This is a genomic window from Lactobacillus sp. UCMA15818, assembly GCF_030400225.1.
In the GTDB taxonomy this organism is placed as follows: Bacteria; Bacillota; Bacilli; order Lactobacillales; family Lactobacillaceae; genus Liquorilactobacillus.
Genome location: NZ_VJYB01000010.1, coordinates 43,716 through 62,047, shown reverse-complemented (window position 1 = coordinate 62,047; position 18,332 = coordinate 43,716). Strand labels below are relative to the sequence as shown.

The 18,332-nt window shown below is 34.4% G+C and carries 15 protein-coding genes; 8 read left to right on the top strand and 7 right to left on the bottom strand.

The annotated features are described in order from the left end of the window. Positions 1-315 precede the first annotated feature (315 nt). The 4 genes from FFX44_RS10110 (at position 316) to FFX44_RS10095 (ending at position 7,368) form a co-directional block, all read left to right on the top strand. Positions 316-2,043 carry an FAD-dependent oxidoreductase gene (locus FFX44_RS10110; RefSeq protein WP_289980607.1) on the top strand — a complete coding sequence of 576 codons (1,728 nt, stop codon included), beginning with the start codon at positions 316-318 and terminating at the stop codon, positions 2,041-2,043. 89 nt (positions 2,044-2,132) lie between these two features. Further along, complete coding sequence (locus FFX44_RS10105; protein ID WP_289980605.1) at positions 2,133-2,996, top strand: FAD synthetase family protein; 864 nt, start codon at positions 2,133-2,135, stop codon at positions 2,994-2,996. 36 nt (positions 2,997-3,032) lie between these two features. Beyond that, a complete protein-coding gene (locus tag FFX44_RS10100) occupies positions 3,033-4,742 on the top strand; it encodes an FAD-dependent oxidoreductase (protein ID WP_289980603.1) in 1,710 nt (569 codons plus the stop codon). Between the two features lie 610 nt (positions 4,743-5,352). Next, positions 5,353-7,368 carry an FAD-dependent oxidoreductase gene (locus tag FFX44_RS10095; RefSeq protein ID WP_289980611.1) on the top strand — a complete coding sequence of 672 codons (2,016 nt, stop codon included), beginning with the start codon at positions 5,353-5,355 and terminating at the stop codon, positions 7,366-7,368. Between the two features lie 333 nt (positions 7,369-7,701). On the opposite strand, the gene FFX44_RS10090 is transcribed toward FFX44_RS10095, so the two are convergent. The 3 genes from FFX44_RS10090 to FFX44_RS10080 all read right to left on the bottom strand — a co-directional run bounded on the left by FFX44_RS10090 (position 7,702) and on the right by FFX44_RS10080 (position 10,515). Then, positions 7,702-8,850: a cation:proton antiporter gene (locus FFX44_RS10090; protein WP_289980599.1), complete on the bottom strand. Its 1,149-nt coding sequence runs from the start codon at positions 8,848-8,850 to the stop codon at positions 7,702-7,704. Between the two features lie 399 nt (positions 8,851-9,249). Continuing rightward, positions 9,250-9,726 carry a DNA starvation/stationary phase protection protein gene (locus tag FFX44_RS10085; protein WP_289980597.1) on the bottom strand — a complete coding sequence of 159 codons (477 nt, stop codon included), beginning with the start codon at positions 9,724-9,726 and terminating at the stop codon, positions 9,250-9,252. 234 nt (positions 9,727-9,960) lie between these two features. Next, positions 9,961-10,515 (bottom strand): NAD(P)H-dependent oxidoreductase, encoded by a 555-nt coding sequence (locus tag FFX44_RS10080; RefSeq protein WP_289980594.1) that lies wholly within the window; start codon positions 10,513-10,515, stop codon positions 9,961-9,963. Between the two features lie 564 nt (positions 10,516-11,079). Here FFX44_RS10080 and FFX44_RS10075 point away from each other — a divergent pair. Together FFX44_RS10075 and FFX44_RS10070 are read left to right on the top strand one after the other, a co-directional pair. After that, positions 11,080-12,123: an Atu2307/SP_0267 family LLM class monooxygenase gene (locus FFX44_RS10075; RefSeq protein WP_289980593.1), complete on the top strand. Its 1,044-nt coding sequence runs from the start codon at positions 11,080-11,082 to the stop codon at positions 12,121-12,123. Between the two features lie 2 nt (positions 12,124-12,125). After that, positions 12,126-12,827 (top strand): NAD(P)-binding domain-containing protein, encoded by a 702-nt coding sequence (locus FFX44_RS10070; protein ID WP_289980592.1) that lies wholly within the window; start codon positions 12,126-12,128, stop codon positions 12,825-12,827. Between the two features lie 191 nt (positions 12,828-13,018). On the opposite strand, the gene FFX44_RS10065 is transcribed toward FFX44_RS10070, so the two are convergent. Together FFX44_RS10065 and FFX44_RS10060 are read right to left on the bottom strand one after the other, a co-directional pair. Beyond that, positions 13,019-14,524, bottom strand: coding sequence for a PH domain-containing protein (locus FFX44_RS10065; protein ID WP_289980590.1), 1,506 nt, complete (start codon positions 14,522-14,524; stop codon positions 13,019-13,021). Beyond that, entirely contained in the window at positions 14,517-15,008 is a 492-nt protein-coding gene (locus FFX44_RS10060) for a PH domain-containing protein (RefSeq protein ID WP_289980589.1), read from the bottom strand. The genes FFX44_RS10065 and FFX44_RS10060 overlap by 8 nt, the downstream gene beginning before the upstream one ends. A 175-nt stretch (positions 15,009-15,183) precedes the next feature. Here FFX44_RS10060 and FFX44_RS10055 point away from each other — a divergent pair, with 175 nt between their 5' ends. After that, positions 15,184-15,789 (top strand): nitroreductase family protein, encoded by a 606-nt coding sequence (locus FFX44_RS10055; RefSeq protein ID WP_289980585.1) that lies wholly within the window; start codon positions 15,184-15,186, stop codon positions 15,787-15,789. Positions 15,790-16,024: 235 nt separating this feature from the next. Here the strand turns inward: FFX44_RS10055 and FFX44_RS10050 are convergent, their stop codons facing one another. After that, positions 16,025-16,783, bottom strand: a complete 759-nt coding sequence (locus FFX44_RS10050) for a tyrosine-protein phosphatase (protein ID WP_289980581.1) — start codon at positions 16,781-16,783, stop codon at positions 16,025-16,027. A 185-nt stretch (positions 16,784-16,968) separates the two neighbouring features. Between FFX44_RS10050 and FFX44_RS10045 the strand changes: the two genes are divergently transcribed. Further along, a complete protein-coding gene (locus tag FFX44_RS10045; protein WP_289980578.1) occupies positions 16,969-17,526 on the top strand; it encodes a TetR/AcrR family transcriptional regulator in 558 nt (185 codons plus the stop codon). Position 17,527: 1 nt separating this feature from the next. On the opposite strand, the gene FFX44_RS10040 is transcribed toward FFX44_RS10045, so the two are convergent. Then, positions 17,528-18,220, bottom strand: a complete 693-nt coding sequence (locus tag FFX44_RS10040) for an amino acid racemase (protein ID WP_289980576.1) — start codon at positions 18,218-18,220, stop codon at positions 17,528-17,530. Positions 18,221-18,332: the final 112 nt, after the last annotated feature.

Genomic DNA, 18,332 nt, shown 5'->3' with positions numbered 1-18,332 from the left:
ATGGATTAACTCCAGTCGAATATCGTAAACAGTATCTAGCTAACAATTAAAATAAACATGTCCAACTTTTTTAAGGCAGTACAAAGTCGGGAAAATTTGAGTACTAACTCGAAATTACGAACATAGCAAGCACTTTGCTATGAGTAATTCGAAGTTAGACGGAGAATTTTGACTTATGAAACACGTTTATACGGAATAAGTAGAGGAACTGAATCAAAATTTAACTTTTGACCCACCCCCGTAAGTTGTTATTTTTTTACGTTTTGAAAGCGGTACCTTTTTGTGAATGAGGTTGAGATCAAAGGAGGAATTATAATGGGTTTTTCAAAAAAAACAAGACAAAAAGAAATTGAGTTATTAAAAAATGGTGAAGAAGTTGATTTATTAGTCATTGGTGGAGGTATTACAGGTGCAGGAGTTGCCTTACAAGCAGCCGCTTCAGGAATAAAGATGGCTCTGATCGATATGCAAGACTTTGGCGGTGGAACATCATCAAGATCTACAAGATTAGTTCATGGTGGAATTAGATATTTAAAAACTTTTGATGTACAGGTTGTCTCTGACACAGTTAAAGAACGAGCTATTGTACAACATATTGCTCCACATTTAGTTTATCCTGATCCGATGATTTTACCTATTTATGATGAACCGGGAACTACATTTACAATGTTTTCTGTCAAAGTTGCAATGGACTTATATGATCATTTAGCAGAAATCAACAAATCTAAGCAGCTTAGGAAATATGCAAACTATACGTTGACTAAAGAAGAGGTTCTAAAAAGAGAACCACAATTAAATCCAGATAAATTAGTTGGGGCCGGGGTATACTTGGACTATCAAAATAATGATTCACGATTGGTAATTGAAGCAGTGAAAAAGGCCCACGATGACGGCGGGATTATGTTGAATCGTATAAAAGCGGTTGAAATATTACATGATGTAAACAATCGGGCTGTAGGATGCACAGTTAAGGATATGCTGACAGGTGAGAAATTTGAAATTAAAGCAAAAGTTATCATTAATGCAGGCGGTCCATGGTCAGATTTAGTGAAGTCAATTGATAATACAAATACGGATAGACCACAAATGCGGCCTACAAAGGGAATACATCTCGTTGTAGATAGCTCAAAATTGCAAGTACCACAGCCAACTTATTTTGGTTCTGGTACAGATGACGGCCGCATGATTTTTACAATACCTCGGGAAGGTAAGACGTATTTTGGAACGACTGATACTGATTATCATGGTGACTTTGAAAATCCAACAGTAGATATGGAGGATGTAGATTATCTGCTTAAGATAATCAATAGAAAATATCCAACAGCTAATTTAACAATAGATGATATTGAGTCTAGTTGGGCTGGACTACGACCATTAATTATAACAGACAACACGACGGATGTGGTTTCAGGAGCTAGTCAATCTGTAAGCAATTCTAAAGCTCCATCAACAGTTTCGAGGGGGAGCTCTTTAGCTGTTGGTGAAGATGGATTAATCACTCTGGCTGGAGGAAAATTGACAGATTATCGTTTAATGGCACAGGCAGCTCTCGAAATGATTGTAAAAAAATTAGAAAATGATTTCAATAAAGAATTTATATTAGCTGATTCTAAGGAAACCATAGTTTCAGGTGGCAATTTTGATTCAGAGAATGTGGAAGAAGTATTAGCTGAATTTGCAAAGATTGGTGAAGATAAGGGGCTCAATCACGAAGAAGCACTTTCAATCGCAAAGATGTTTGGATCTAATGCTACTAAAATATTTAATTTATTAAATAGTGTTGAGAATATTGAAGGACTTTCAAAAGCTGAAGCAGCAACACTCAGATACTCTCTTGATGAAGAATTGGTTCTTGATCCAGTAGATTACTTATTGCGCAGAACATATCATATGTTATTTAAGGCGAATACTTTGAATGAGGTAAAAAAAGCAGTACTTAAAAATATGGCTAATTATTTAGAGTGGGATACGGAAGAACTTTCTATAAGAACTGAAGAATTGAATAAGGCAATTGACGAATCTGAATTGACGTATTTAAAGTAGCAAGGTAAAAAACTTACTGTGTGTGGCAGTCTTAGGTCATTCACAGTTTTTTCGTATATTTTTAAGGGGCAACTAAAAGAGGTGCTAATATGAAAATCATTGATTTGAAATATCCATATAATTTAAAAAAGCTTGTTGACCCGCATAAGATTGTACTTGCTTTAGGCTTTTTTGATGGTGTTCATTTAGGACATCAAAAAGTTATTAGTGAGGCTAAAAAAATAGCATTAAGAAAGGGATTACCTCTTGCTGTTATGACATTTGATAAACATGCTTCAGAGGTGTTTAGTGGACCGAAGGCACCTTTTAAAATAAGATACCTATGCAATTTATCTCAAAAAGAACGACTTTTAGAAGACATTGGAGCGGATATTTTATATGTTGTAGAGTTTACAATGGAGTTTGCATCTTTATCGCCATATGAATTTGTTGAGAGTTTTATTATTAAATTAAATAGCGATACTGTGGTAGCAGGATTTGACTATACATTTGGGAAGTATGGGATTGCAAACATGAAAAAAATGCAAGTGTACAGTGAAGGACGATTCGATGTCATTATGATACCTGAAGAAACATACCAAGGTGAAAAGATAGGATCAACTTTAATTCGACAATTAATTAAATTAGGTGAAATAAATTCTGCAAATGAATTATTGGGGCATATTTATGAAATTGAAGGCAGTATTATCGTGAGGAAAGGTAAACAAAGTTTTGATAAATTTGTTCAGAAAAATGAATTTCAAGTTCGTCCAGCTGATGGAATATATGATGGAGAAGTGGAGCTGTCTGGAGAGAAATTTCCAGTGCAAATAAGAATGTTAAATAATAATGCTGAAATAATAGGTAAATGTAACTGGCTAATGACTGGAAGAAATGTAAAAATTAGATTTTTGAATAGTAAAGCAACGAAAAAGGGCGCAAGTGTAATGAATATATTACAGCGGTTAAATTAATAATATTTTTTGAAGATTTTAGAGGAGAAATGAATTATGGAAAAAATAAATTTAAAGACTCAAGGTCGTAATGGAAAAATAGAATTTGAAATTAATATTGATAAAAATGAAATTAAAGATTTAAAAGTCATCAAGCACACGGAAACACCAGGAATATTCAATCAGGTTTTTAGTAAGCTGAAGGGTGATGTACTCTCTAATCAAAGCTTTGATGTTGATACAGTTAGTGGTGCAACAATAATGACTAAAGCAATTTTAGATACAGCAAAGGAGGCCATGGTTGACAGTAAAATAGAGTTGAATGGTAGAAAAATTGAGGATGAACAAAGCCAGGCAAGAAAACAAATAATTACAGACACTCTTGTTGTAGGCGGAGGGGGCGCAGGTTTAGTAGCAGCTAGTAAGGCATTGTCTTTAGGATCAAAAGTTATTCTATTAGAGAAGAATGGGTATATGGGTGGAGCAACCATTTTAAATGGATCAAATATTGTAGGTACGGGTTCAAAAACAAGTAAGAAGATATTTGGGTCAGATTACAAGGACTCTCCTGAGCTTCTTGCTAATGATGTTTTTAAAGAATCAAGAAAAACAAATTATACTAACTTAACAAGAATTATGGTAGATAATATTGGGGATGCAATTGATTTTGTTAGCGAGTTTGCAAATTTGGATTATAAGAAGGCACAAACGCAGACACCTGAACATAGTGTGGAGCGCCAGATTGAATTACCTAGTTCAAGTAGTTACGAGTTTATTAGTAAGATGTCTGAATCATTTCAAAAAAAAGGCGGAGAGATACTGCTAGATGTCCGAGTTGAAGATATTGTGGTTGAAGGAAATATGGTCAAAGGGGTCATTGCAGAAAGTAAACATGCTTCTTACTACATTGAAGCTAAGAGCATAATATTAGCCGCTGGCGGATATGGAGCTAAGGTATTAAAGGAAGGAAATGGGAAGGGCATCGATTACTACGGACCTATGACTTCTACTGGAGATTCGTATCAATTTACGCATGCATTATCATTGAAAGTTCATGATTCGGATTGGCTCAAAATTTATCCACATGGTGTTGAAGTAGAGCCAGGAATTGCTAAGTTAACGACCTATGCCTCTAAGTTAGCAACGGATATGGGAGCTATCTATGTAAATAAGGAAGGTAAAAGAATAGTTAATGAATCCGAGGTCTACACAAAATTCCGAGATGCAATTTTGAAACAATCAGGGAGAGTTGCATATTTAATTATGGATGAACGGACATGGAAGGAGTTTTACAAACTGTTGTTGTTACATGATTTCTCTGAAAATGAAATAAAGGAATATTTGAAAAATGATGGAAGTAAGAATCCAATTTTTGTAAAGGGTTCACTTGAAGAAATTGCTACTAAAGCAAAGATAGACGGGAATGAGCTAATTACAACACTGAAGAAATATCGCGAATATGTAGTGAATGGAGAAGATCTTGAATTTGGTAGAACTAATGATTGTATGCATCTATTCGAAGGAAATACATTCTATGCAATAGAACAAAGAGATAGATTTGCCACTACTTTAGGTGGATATATGGTTGACGACAAAATGAACTTGCTTAATAGCATGAATCGCCCAGTTAAGAACTTATTTGGTACAGGGGAAATTATTGGTGGAGCGAACGGACGTGATTCAATGCCAAGTATGATGAATAGTTGGAGTTTTTCTTCTGGCTTTGCGGCAGGAAAAGCAGCAGTTGACTACGAGCATCAGATATAAAAATAATATTAAATAAAGAACAGCTGTAACGGGCTTTCTCGAATTAGTTTGAATCGAGAGAGTTAGTTACAGCTTTTTATAACTTGTTTAAGTATGAAATAAGTTTCATAAAGGCAATTCAATAGATTTTCTTTATGAATTATTGAAATTTTATTTATTTATTATATTGAATTTTTTGATTATAATATGTGAATAAGGTAACAAAAAATAAAGAATGAGAATAGGATATACCTTTATTCTATTTTAGATAGTATAAGTTTTGGCTTTTTTGAGCTTGGATTACTAATTTAACAGACTTTTTAGTGATTCAAAAAAATATTTGCCGAGTTGTAAAATATATTAGCATTTTAAAGATTGATTTTGATATCACAAGCAACGAGAAAACTTTGGGAGTGTGCCATAATTCGAGGAAATTTGAGTAACAACTAGAAATTACGAACATAGTGAAAACTCTGCTATGAGTAATTCGAAGTTAGACGGAAAGTTTTGGCTTATGAAGTTCGTTTATTTGTAATAAATAGAGAATGAATCAAAATTTAACTTTTGACCCAACCTCAATTAAAGTTTTACAGAAGATGAAATAAAATTTTTAAGAAGGAGAATAATGATAATGAATAGATATCCGTATATTTTTGAGCCTATTACAATTAACGGGATGACATTAAAGAACAGGATTGTTATGCCACCAATGGGATCTAATTTTGCTAACTATGATGGTACAATTAATGATGATCATATTAAATACTATGAACAAAGGGCAAAAGGTGGCACAGCCTTAATTACTTTGGAAAATGTATGTTTTGATTATCCAATGGGGACTAATGGAACGACTCAATTAAGGATGGATAATGATCAATTTTTACCAGGTCTTTGGAAGTTTAACGAAAGGATGCATGCCTATGGTGCATGTACTTCTGTTCAGATTAACCATGCTGGAGCATCTGCAACTACATTGAGGTTAAATGGTCTTCAGCCAGTATCTGCATCAGATGTTGCTTCTAAAAAAGGAATGAATTCCCCTCGGCCTTTAACAATCGAGGAGATAAGGATGATAGTCAGTAAGTATGCAATTGCCGCAGATCGTGCAAAAAGAGCAGGGTTTGATTGTATTGAAATTCATGCTGGACATAGCTACTTACTTGATCAATTTCTTTCACCACATTATAATCATAGGACTGATCAATATGGTGGTTCTGCGAAAAACCGAGCAAGATTTGCAAATGAGGTTTTGGGAGCTGTTCGAAAAGCTGTCGGGCCGCGTTTCCCAATTTCTGTAAGAGTTAGTGCTGACGAATTTGTTAAGGATGGAAATACGATTGATGACGTTCTAGAATTATTAAGTTACTTCAGTAAAGAAGCTGATATTCTGAATGTTTCTGCCGGAATCAATGATAATTTACAATATCAGATTGATAAGATGAATCTACCAGATGGTTGGCGTTCGTTCATGGCACAGAAAGTAAAAAATAAATTTAATAAGATTACTGTTACTTCTGGGAATTTTAGATCCCCTCAAGTAACTGAAAGAGTATTGGAATCAGGGCAAGCAGATCTGATTGCAATGGGCCGAGGTTTGATTGCAGAGCCTAATTGGGTCAATAAGGTGAAATTCGGAAATAAAGAGCTGCTGAGAAAATGTATTTCATGTAATATTGGGTGTGCAGATCATCGAATCGGGAAGGGGCTTCCAATCCGTTGCACAGTAAATCCTGACGTAATTGGTGAAGATGATTTTAAACTGGATAAATTAAAAAACAAAATTAAAATAGTTGTAATTGGTGGAGGGACGACAGCTCTTGAAGCAGCTTGTTCTGCTGCAGAAATAGGCGCGGAAGTATGCCTTTATGAGAAAAAAAGTTATTTAGGTGGATTGGCCCATGAGATTGCACGTTTACCTGACAAGCGAAGAATAGATGATTATGTAAATTATTTGCGAGTAAGAGCAGAAAAGTTGAGTAATCTTGAGATCCATCTAAATGAATATGCAGACTTGGATATAATTAAGAAGCAGAAACCAGATATCATTATTAATGCAACTGGTGCTCATCCGTTTTTACCACCAATCGAAGGATTACAAGAAGCACGTATGGAGAATGATTCTCATGTGTTTGATATTTTTGATTTATTAAATGACTTAGAGCGCTTTAATCAAAAAGAAGAAAAGATCTTAGTCATTGGTGGAGGTGCTGTTGGGCTAGACGTAATGGAATACTTTACGGAACATCAGAATTCTAAAGTAGCAATGGTAGAGATGTTACCTGAAATAGGCAAAGACTTGGATATAATTACTAAACTTGGTATGAAAGAGTTATTAAATAAATATAATGTTGAACAGTTTGTCGGTACTAAGTTGTTATCAATTTCAAATACAGCAGCAGTTGTGAGCTGTGCGGACGAAGAGAGAACATTACAATTCGATAAAGCTTTTGTATGCTTAGGGATGAGAAGTTATATTCCAGGTTTTAACGATTTACAACAATTTGCACAAAATGAAGGAATAACATTGTTGAATATTGGAGACTCCAAGCGTGCTCGTCGAATCTATGAAGGAACACAAGAAGCTAGGGGGATTTTGAATGAAGTTCATTTGGTTGATAAGTACAAGAAACATGTAGTAGTTGGTTAAAAATAATTGATAAGCAGTGATATTAAAGCTTCAAAAAATTTGGTTCTTAATTCTTGGGTGAATATTAGTTAAATAAGGGACTAAAGTGCCTCATAATAGGTAGACAAATTGGAGTCAAGGCAGTGTTACACAAGTTGGACGGAGAATTTTGACTTATGAAACACGTTTATCCGGAATAAATAGAGAGGTTACGCCAAACTGAAGTGCTCTATAATAGTTAGACAAAAGTCTAATTATTATAGAGCACTTTTTTATGACCAAATATACATGTGAATTCAAAGTTAAATTGGTTTGCAGTAGAGAAAATATTTTTAAATCCAGCATGTCTATTGTTTAATCAACTTTTTGTCGTAAACTCCAGCGTAGTAATAAGGGAGCAATAATTGTAGCAAGTACAATGATAAAAATAAGATCGATATAAAGCTCTTTTTGAATAAAGTGAGCATTATATCCTATTTGTGCAGTAATCAAGGCCATTTCGCCACGTGCAACCATACCTGCACCTACAATGTTACTACTTTGTTTAGTGAATCCAGATAGTATTGAACCCAAGTAGCCGCCAAACCATTTAGTTAAGATTGCAAGAAGTGTCATTGTAACAATAAATATTAGTGAGGTGAGAGAATTACTAAATGAGATACCAAGTCCAATATTCACGAAAAAAACAGGAATAAAGATGGCATTGCCGATTGGTTCGATATACATAACAACAACTTTTTTGCTATTTGTTTGACCAACAGCAATTCCAGCAAAGAAAGCACCAATCGCCCCTGATAAACCAACCGTTTCGGCAATATATGCCATTAATAAACAGATAATCATAGCAGAGATAGTTCGGTTGGTAGGAATTAATAACTTCTCACTGAAATGCATTAGTATTGGGGCTATCCAGCGAACAAGGAAGAATACACCGATAAAAAACACACATTGGAATGTTAGTTGAATAATTAGATTATTAATATCTACAGCAGAACTATTTTCTAATGAGATTAAGAGACTGAGAATGATGACACCCATAATGTCATCTGCAACGGCTGCCCCTAAAATCGTTGTTCCTTCCTTGGTATTGAGTGATCTAAATTCGCGCAAGCCAACAATTGAAATACTCACTGATGTTGCAGAGAAAACAGCGCCAATAAAGAGAGCTTCTTGAAAATGATAGCTAAAAAAAAGGCTAAAAGTCCCCATTACAAAGATAGGAAATATTACTCCACAAGTTGCAACTAAAAGAGCGGGTTTTAAAAATTTACGAAGCTGCTGCAGATCACTCTCTATTCCAGCGATAAACATCAATAAGATAATACCGATTTCTGCAAAGTTAACAACCAACTCGTCAGGTTGGATAATTCCCAAAATGGCTGGGCCAATAATGATGCCACTAATTAATTGACCAATGACGGCGGGCATTCCCAATCTAACAGATAAATGACCAAAAACTGTAGTAGCTACCAAGATAACGGCAAGTGTTCCAATAAAAGACATAACAAAACTCCACTCTGACAGTCTCCACCAAAAATTAATATTATTAATTAATACTATCATTCTGAACAATCAGAATCTACTCCTAAGGTATTGCATGTGAAAAATAAGAAAGTGGTTTGAATTGCTTATTAGGCCTAAGGTGTAACTAGAGACCAAATATTTTAAAACTATAAAGAGATGTCTATCATCGTATTATCAAAATTATGCTTAAAGTTATAAATGTTTATTTGGAAACTGTACTGTAAATGCTGTTGAGCCATTTTTCTTTCAACTTAGGGAATTAAGTTCATCATAACGGTTATTATTGTATTTTGTCATAAAAATAGCACTCCTAAAAATTAGCTTTTAATCCAATTTTTGGGGGCACTATAGATTGTTTCAAAATGCTGTTCGCCAATATTAGTCAGTTGGACTTTCATCTAAATACGCACTGATCATCCAAATTGTTTTTTCAGTATCACTTTTGTAGCCATTCAAAATATCCTGAGTTGGGAAATCTTTCTCTTCATCAGTAACTTCTATCCCAATCTGATATTGATCACGTAGATATTTAAATTCGGTTAGTAATCTGTCCATTAATTCTGGTAAGGTAAACTGATCAAACTCTATTTTTTCGTCAGGTAATCCAGTGTTAGAAATGAACTCTTTAACCGTAGCATAGGGGCTTCCGCCTAATGCAATAAGTCGTTCCGCTAACTCATCAAGTTGTTCACCTAATTGATCCTTGTACTCATCCATCAGAGGATGCAGATGGAAGAAGTTCTTACCACGCATATACCAGTGAGTTTGTTGGATATTATTTTGCAGTTGAGTTAAATCAGCTAGTAGTTGGTTTAACTGCAACTGTGTTTTGGAAGAAGCAATAGTTTTAGTCATTCTTGATTTACCGCCTTTCATTAATTTTAACACAACTTAATTCTATATTGAACGTTATTCACAATCAAGGAAAGAGCATTACTGTATTAAAAAAGATGGTCTCCGCCTTTTTTTAAATTAATAAAACTATTCCTTGAAAATAATTGTGAGTATCAAGAAAATAACTTTCAAAAAGGCGATAGCTATGAATTAAGATGACTTTTTGATTATTTAAATAAAATTAATTAGAAGCCCTTAAGCTAGGCGATTGATAAAATCGGCAAAAATAGTCATTGCATTACCGAGAAACTTAAGCGTACCTTCATTAGTAATCTTCAAATCTTCATTAAGTAATTCTGTAACATTTCCAATATATAATTCAGGTTGTTGAATAGTAGGCATGTTGAGGAATACTAATGATTGACGAAGGTGATGATTAGCACCAAATCCACTAATTGCACCTGGCGATACACTCAAGATAATTGCAGGCTTCTTATCCCAAATACTTGCTCCATAGGGACGTGACCCAACATCAAGTGCATTTTTTAATGCTCCAGGAACCGAACGGTTAAATTCGGGTGTTGCGAAAATTACTGCATCAACAGTTTTCATTTCTTCACGGAATTTAGTCCAGCTGGCAGGAACCCTATCCTCATCGTCCAAATCTTGATTGTATAAATCAAGCTTACTAATATCAATATTCTTAATTTCAAATCCGCTAGGTAATTGTGCGGCCATTTGTTCAGCGACAGCCCGAGTGAAAGAACCCTTTCTTAAACTACCAACGATTAAACCAACTTTTTTTGTCATTAAAAACCACTCCTTAATTTTTATAATGTTGTTAACAAGCTAACTATAACAACCTGTAATAAAAAAAGCAACAACTTTTAATTTGAATAAAGATAATAATATTTGAGAGATTATTTATAAGCATAAATTTAACATGATAAGTAAAGAAAATTCGATGATAAAATATTATTTTGAAAATTAGTAAGTACAGCCTCTATGAATGCTAGTTACTTTGCCAACAAAACTGATATCATAAGTTATTTAGTGTATAAAAAAACTCCGTGGTCTTGGGGTTAACCACGGAGAAAGGGAGTAGAGAAAAAACGAATTTTAGTAGTCTGTAGCATCTCGTTTTGGGGGAGCGGGATGTTTTTGTATCAAGACTATATTCATAGTATAGGGTGAAATTTTGAAAAAACTATGAATAATAGTTAATGAATAATAGTGCTTTTTGTTAAGCTAATATTAAGATAAAGAAGGATTTGAGATAATAGTTATTTTTCTTGACACTCAAGGCAAGGCATACTAGTATTTTAATATGCTTACAAAAAATAAGAATATAATTTAAAAAAAGGCGGTAATGAAATGATAAACCCAGGAAAAATAATATTTGGTCTTGATTCATTTGGAGATATTCCGCGTGAAAATGCGGATAAAGTCTTCACACAGGCAGAGGCTATCAGGCAAGTAATCAAGGAAGCAAAAATGGCTGATGAGTTGGGAATTGATGTCATTGCTCTGGGCGAACATCATCGCGCGGATTACGCTATTTCAAGTCCAGATACAGTTTTAGCTGCCATAGCATCTATTACGAAGAAAATTACGTTAGCCACTGGAGTTACAGTGTTGAGTTCGGATGATCCGGTGAGAGTATATGAGCGCTTTGCAACACTTGAAGCAATCTCGAATGGGCGTGCAGAAGCAGTGTTAGGTAGAGGTTCATTTACGGAATCATTCCCATTGTTTGGATATGATTTACAAGATTATGATGTTCTCTTTGAAGAGAAGCTCGACCTGTATTCTAAGTTATTAGAAGAGAGGCCAGTGACATGGAAGGGATCAACTAGGGCTGCATTAAAAGATGCCGATGTTTTTCCAAAAACAGATAATGGTAAGATAGCAACAAGAATTGCAGTTGGAGGTTCGCCTGAATCTGTTGTGAGGACAGCGAGATATGGTTTTCCATTGACACTGGCCATTATCGGAGGTTCACCTGAGAGGTTTAAAGCATATATTGAGTTGTATAAAAAAGCTGCGGCAAAATTTGAGCAGCAGACATATCCAGTTGCAGTTCATTCACACGGGGTGATTGCTGATACGGATGAAGAAGCAATTGAATTAGGATGGAATCATATCAGAGCAAGTTTTGTGAGAATTGGACAAGATCGTGGTTGGACACCGATGTCTCGGGAACAGTATGAAAGTGAAGTCCAAAATGGTTCATTCTATGTTGGTTCGCCTGAAACTGTAGCAAAAAGAATTGCTAGAATGCTTAAGACTTTGGATGCAGGAAGATTTGAACTAGTGTATGGTGCTGGCGAACTTTCGGCAAGTGCTCGAGAACGAACAATTGAGCTGTATGCTACCAAGGTGATTCCAAGAGTGCGCGAGTTATTAAGAGAGGAATAAAAATGGCAAAAAAAATTGGAATCTTAGGAGCTGGGAAGTTAGGAACAGTATTGGGACAACTTGCGCTAAAGGCTGGATACCAAGTATATATTGCTGGTTCAGGCAGTGCTGAAAAAATTGCATTAACAACTGAAATATTGTTACCAGAAGCCCAAGCGCTCACTGCAAAAGAAGTTCTGGCAAAAACAGATACTGTTATTTTAGCCCTTCCATTAGGAAAGTATAAGTCACTTTCAGTTGAGCAACTAGCCGGAAAGCTTGTAATAGATGCGATGAATTATTGGTGGGAAGTAGATGGTCAGCGTCCAGAACTAACTGATGTCAGTAGTTCATCAAGTGAACTAGTTCAGAACTATCTAAAAAAAAGTGTTGTTATAAAGGCTTTCAATCACATGGGATATCATGATTTGTATGATGAAGCTAAGCCTAAAGGGCAAAACAATCGAAAGGCAATTGCAATAGTTGGTGATAATAAGGATGCTGTTCAAAAAGTTGCTGTCATAGTCGATGATTTTGGGTTTGATCCTCTGGATGAGGGCAGTCTTATGCAAGGAATTCGGATGGAACCTGGAAGCCCAGTGTTTGGTGCAAACTTAAAATATAATGAATTAAAAGAAAGATTACTCTCTTTTGAGACAACAAAGAGAGGAGCAGCGGCGAAAAAGGCTGGTAATCCTGCTGTGAAATTAGGCGGAAAATTTTGACTTATGAAATACGCTTATTAGTAATAAGTATGAGGGCAGGGTCAAAATTTAACTTTTGACCCTGCCCCATTTTTTACGGTTAGTCAAGCTCTTGACTTTGTAATCCAAAATTTTGGTTTAATCGTAAGTTATTTATAATAAAGGATAAATTATAATTACAGTTCGTGTTATCACACAAGTTTTTATCATCATTATGGTATATACTTCTTTGTTTTTTTAAAAGTATATTTTCTGATTTTAGGACTACAAGCTTCTTTGATATCCTTACAGATTGACCATGATAGATATTTTAATTTTATCTCTAGAGCAGTTTCTCCTGTTTTAAGTGAGAAAGTCGTATGTCCGAGCTGCTGCTGATAGAGAAAAGGTGTGGTGGATATTGAAATTGACTGAATCTTATTCAAAGGGCAGAGATATTCAGTCAGTGTGAAAAAATGAACGGTTCTAATTATGAGCAACTGTTTTTCGTAGTATGTGCTAGATTGACTTTTAGTTTTCCAAAGAGAATTAATAACAAACAATAAGGTAAAAAGAAGTATCGCTATGCCAAGTAAGAAGCTCCAGTTGTTATTCCAAAAAAATAATGGAACCAGTAATAAGAGGCCTAAAAACTGGAAACGACTGAACAAAAAATAGTGTGGCAGACATGGGAATGATTGGGAGGTTTTTGGGGCAATCGTTTCAGTAAATTCAGGCAGAATTTGTGCAAGTTTTTCAGACAATAAGCGGCTATTTATGATGGGAAAAAGAAAGAAAGTAGTGTCTTCAGCATTTTCTTTGTCTTCGCTTTCTTTACCTGATGCTAATAAAAGCTCAACTGTCTTAATGTGCAGGAGTATTTGCAATAAAGAACCTTTTATGCGAATAGCTTGAATTCGTTCAATTGGAATACTTAGAGTTGTACGTGTAAAGAAACCTCGTTCTATAATTATATGGTTGAGTTCCCTCTGTGCGTTAAACTTGTAATATTTGAAAATATTTTTTGTAATAGATCCTAAAATAGCGAGTATAACAATTATGATTACAAAAGAAATCAGCAGCAATAATCCACTAGCAACTATCTTATTCAAAAATGGATTTAGATATTTATCTGCAAAGTCGCTAAAATGATAAAATACTGCGGTTAATCCTAAGATTCCGGAAATAATATTGAAATCAACTAATGAAAAGACAATGATATCATTCATTGAGACCGAGTATTGCGACTTGTAATGTTGTTTATTAATTGGCTTGAGCTCTATATCAGCGGGGACATTCTTTCCAAGCCGTAACTTCTCAAGCAAAGCGTACGTTGATTGGGACACGACTTCTAATATGGTACTTTCGACTTTGCTGCTTGAGCTAGCAGTTTCAATAGTAAGTTTAACGACTCTAAAAGGTCGAAATAAAAGCCATGATTCTTGATGAACTGACTGGATTCTCGAAAAAGGAATAGTTTGTTCATGTTTAAAAAAAATACCAGATTTAATTGATAAGGTTGTAGGATTGATTGCGTACTTAAAGGTAAACCAGTGGTAAGTATTGAAGATGACTGCCAGCACAATTAATCCCCCAAAAATTGTGATACTAAAAACCCAATCAGATTTGTTGCTAGTATTACGTAAAGTATCAAATATGAGTATGAGTACGAAAGAAAATGCCCATGAAATGCTTTTCTTCAATATTACAAGTGGATGAAGTCGCTGATAATTAGACATCTTCACGAATCACCTCAACTAACTCTAATATTTGTGTCCGCAAGTCAGCAGCTATTTTAATATCCAGTCCACTCAAGGAATGTGTATTGGCAGCGGTATGAATAGATAGCTCAGTCAGATGTACAAAACGAAGAATTGGGCCTTGAGAAGTTTCAATGTGCTGTATCCGAATAAGCGGGATATATGTTGTTTTTCGGAAGAAAAAACCAGTTTGAATTGTAACCTCTGTTTGATTGATTTCATAACGATGAAAAAAATATCTGTATGGAATTGAAATTAAAGAAAACAGAGTTATCAATGTTGCAATGCTTATAAGTATTATTATAGATTGATTTATCCAGGTAGAATGCCAAAAATGATTAGCAAGAAAGCCAACTGCTTCAATGACAATAATTGAAACAAAAAAAGATATCAAATCTTTTATGATCCAAGCCTTCTTGATGGATGGTGGCATTTTATTTTTTAATAAACTATATGTATTCATGAATGTAATGTACCAACTTTCCAGGTAGTATTAACAAATGATAGCAAATTGTGATAAGACATGCAATAAAAGATAAGCTTTTAAAAAGTAAGTGTTGACAAATGATAAAAAAGTCACTACAATTATAGTTGTTATATAAAAGATAACAAATAAATTCATGTCAGGAGAATTTTTAATGGAACAAAAACTAATCGAATTATTAAAAAATAGACGCTCAATTTATGCTTTAGGTAAAAATGTTACTGAATCAAAAGAGGAAATTGTTAAATTAGTAAAAAATGCTATCAAAGAGTCACCCACAGCTTTTAATAACCAATCAACCCGTGCAATCGTCCTTTTTGGAGATGCATCGGATAAGGCTTGGGACTTGGTAATTGAAAGATTGAAGTCTGAAGTACCAACAGAGGAAGCATATGCTAAGACAAAAGAAAAAATAAATTCATTCAAAGCTGGGTTTGGAACGGTCTTGTTCTTTACAAATCAAACAACAATTGATGATAATAAAGCACAGTTTACTTTGTATGCTGATAACTTCCAAGATTGGTCAGAACAAGGTCTTGGTGGAGCTCAGCAGAATGTTTGGGTTGCCTTTGCAGAAAATAAACTGGGAGCAAGTTTACAACACTATAACCCACTTATAGATGATGCTTTCAAAGAAGCGTTCAATGTTCCTGAAGGTTGGGTTTTACGTGCAGAGATGCCATTTGGATCAATCGAAGCAACACGTGAAGAAAAAGTTTACATGGATGATGAAGAACGTGTCCTTGTAATCGGAGACTAATTTTTATTTTAAGAAGTCAGTTATTTGTAAAAGATGGATAATCTTGCAGATGAACAAGATAATTAACAGAAAGAGGCTAGTGAAAATTTTTAAATAATTTTCACTAGCCTCTTTGCAATCTAAAAAAAAGATTACAGTTTTTTAATTCGATTTTACTATGCATTCAGGATAGACATGTTTCATAAGTCAAAATTTTTCATCTAACTTTGAATAATACCGATTTATGTCTATAGTACTAGTCAACATAAATTTTTTGGAAAGCTGAAGTATAATTTTCTGGAAGACCAAGTCCATCAAGAAGGTAGCTGTTAAAGTTTCCAAAATGGTGGTCTATTAAATCAAATGCATGTGCTAAGTAGTCACTTTTGACATTTAATGATACCTCTAGTCCTGCCAATTTTTTAGGAGACAGTCTATTGGAGAAAGTGGCTAAAATTTCTTTGTTAGCATTCTTACGGGCTTCATTTGTCTGCAAGTAATCTTTATAGATTTCATTTGAAGTAGCACCTGCAATTTTTAGAATCAAAGCTGCAGCAAAACCAGTCCGATCTTTGCCAGCAAAGCAGTGAAAGATTACGGGCTGGGGTGTTTTAACCAACTCCATAAGAAAAGTATGATAGCCGGTTTGGGCGGAGTTGCCCAAGACAAGTTCTGTATATGCATCAAGCATGTGTGACTCGATGTTATCAGAAATAGTCATATTTTTTAGGCTGGGATTGGCTTGACCAGCGGTGGACATCAAATTGATGTTTTCATATTTAATTTTTTCAAATAGAGAATCTGGGCGATTTTCTATTTCTTCTGGTCGTCTAAAATCATATATTTTTTTAAGATGTAGTTTATCTTCAAGAAAAGAGATATCATAGGTAGAAATGTTGCATAGTTCACCACTTCTGAAAAAAGTTTTTTCTTTTAATTGACCATGTGTAACAGGGATACCACCGATATCTCTAATATTTACAATGGTGGTTTTTTTGGTATAGTCGACAGTCAAACGAATCACTCCCATGGTATATTTGTTTTAAAGCACAATACTGATTGTACACTATGGAGAGAAAAAATGTAAAAAGGTAGGTAAATATCTTGAGAAAAAAATAATTATCTACTTTTTGCAAGCTTTGTGAAAAAATTACTATTGAGGATGACATATTATTCAGTAAGATTTAGGAGCAAAAGTTTATGGATAAAAAAAGGGAAATATATGAAAAAATTATAGATCTAATGGAGAAAAAAGGTACAAAATTTACTACAGCGGAACTTGCTAGTGAACTTAAGATTAGTAAAAGAACCTTGTATACACTCTTCCCAAGCAAAGTTGCTATTATAAATGAAACAATTGATTTCTTTTTTTACGAATTCAGAGATAGCTGGCAAGCGGCACTGGGAAGGAGGATATCGCCCTCAGAGTTATTGAAGTGCCAATGGAATATTTTTCCGGATACATATGATATAGACAAGCTTATTAAGTTTGCGGTAAAAATAAGGACTGATTATCCAGAACAATGGAACAAATTACAAGCGAATCTAGATGAGTTAAGTGAATTAATATATAAGGTTTTAGTTGAGAATGAGAATATCAAGGAGTTAACTAATACCGAGAAAAAAGTTTTACAAATGCTCATACAACAAACGCTCGTACACCTGCTAGGAGAAAACTATCTTGAAGAAAACAGACTGAACTTCAAAGAAACGGTAATGTCCCTTTTTCGGATGATTTTATTTGGAATAAAGTATTAACTTAGTCCTGTAGTGCAGTGTTGAGAATATCATTTACATGAATTGAAACAGTATCGTATACAGTTATAGAGATATCTTTTTGACCTAGTATTAAAGGAAGCTCAGTGCAACCTAGAATTATTCCCTCTAGATTGCTTTTTGAGCTCATTTTTTTAATTATTTCAAGTAATTTTTGTTTGCTTTGGGCAGTTACAATTCCAACTTCTAACTCTTCAGATATTATTTGGTGAATAGTATCGATTTGTTCTGCAGAAGGAGTTACAAGATTTATGCCGGCAGATTGTAATTTTTTTTGGTAAAATCCAAGTTCCATCGTCATTTTTGTACCAATGAGACCAATATTTCTTTGTCTATTTTTTTTGATAGCTGCAAGTGTTGAGTCAATAATGCTTATCAGAGGCAAGGGAGAAACAGCAGTTAATTCATCGAAAACCATATGAGGTGTGTTTGCAGTTAAGGCGGCGAAACTGGCCCCCGCTTTTTTCAGATTATTGAGACTAGCTAATAATATCTGTATAAGACTGTGTCTATCTCTCATTTCCTCTAATGTCAGAAGCTTGAAAACATCTAGACTGTCGATCACAATTGGTGGACAAGCATTGGGATGGCTTTGCTGGAATTTAGTTACCAGTTGTTGATAATAGTCAACGGTTGAGACTGGTCCCATACCGCCAATCAAACCTATTTTTTTCATAAAAATCCCCTTTCTCGGAAATTGATTAATTAATGATATTATACAACTAATATTTGGAGATAGAAAAAACAATTGGTATATCTAAAAAGATTGTGAAATATGTAATAAGATA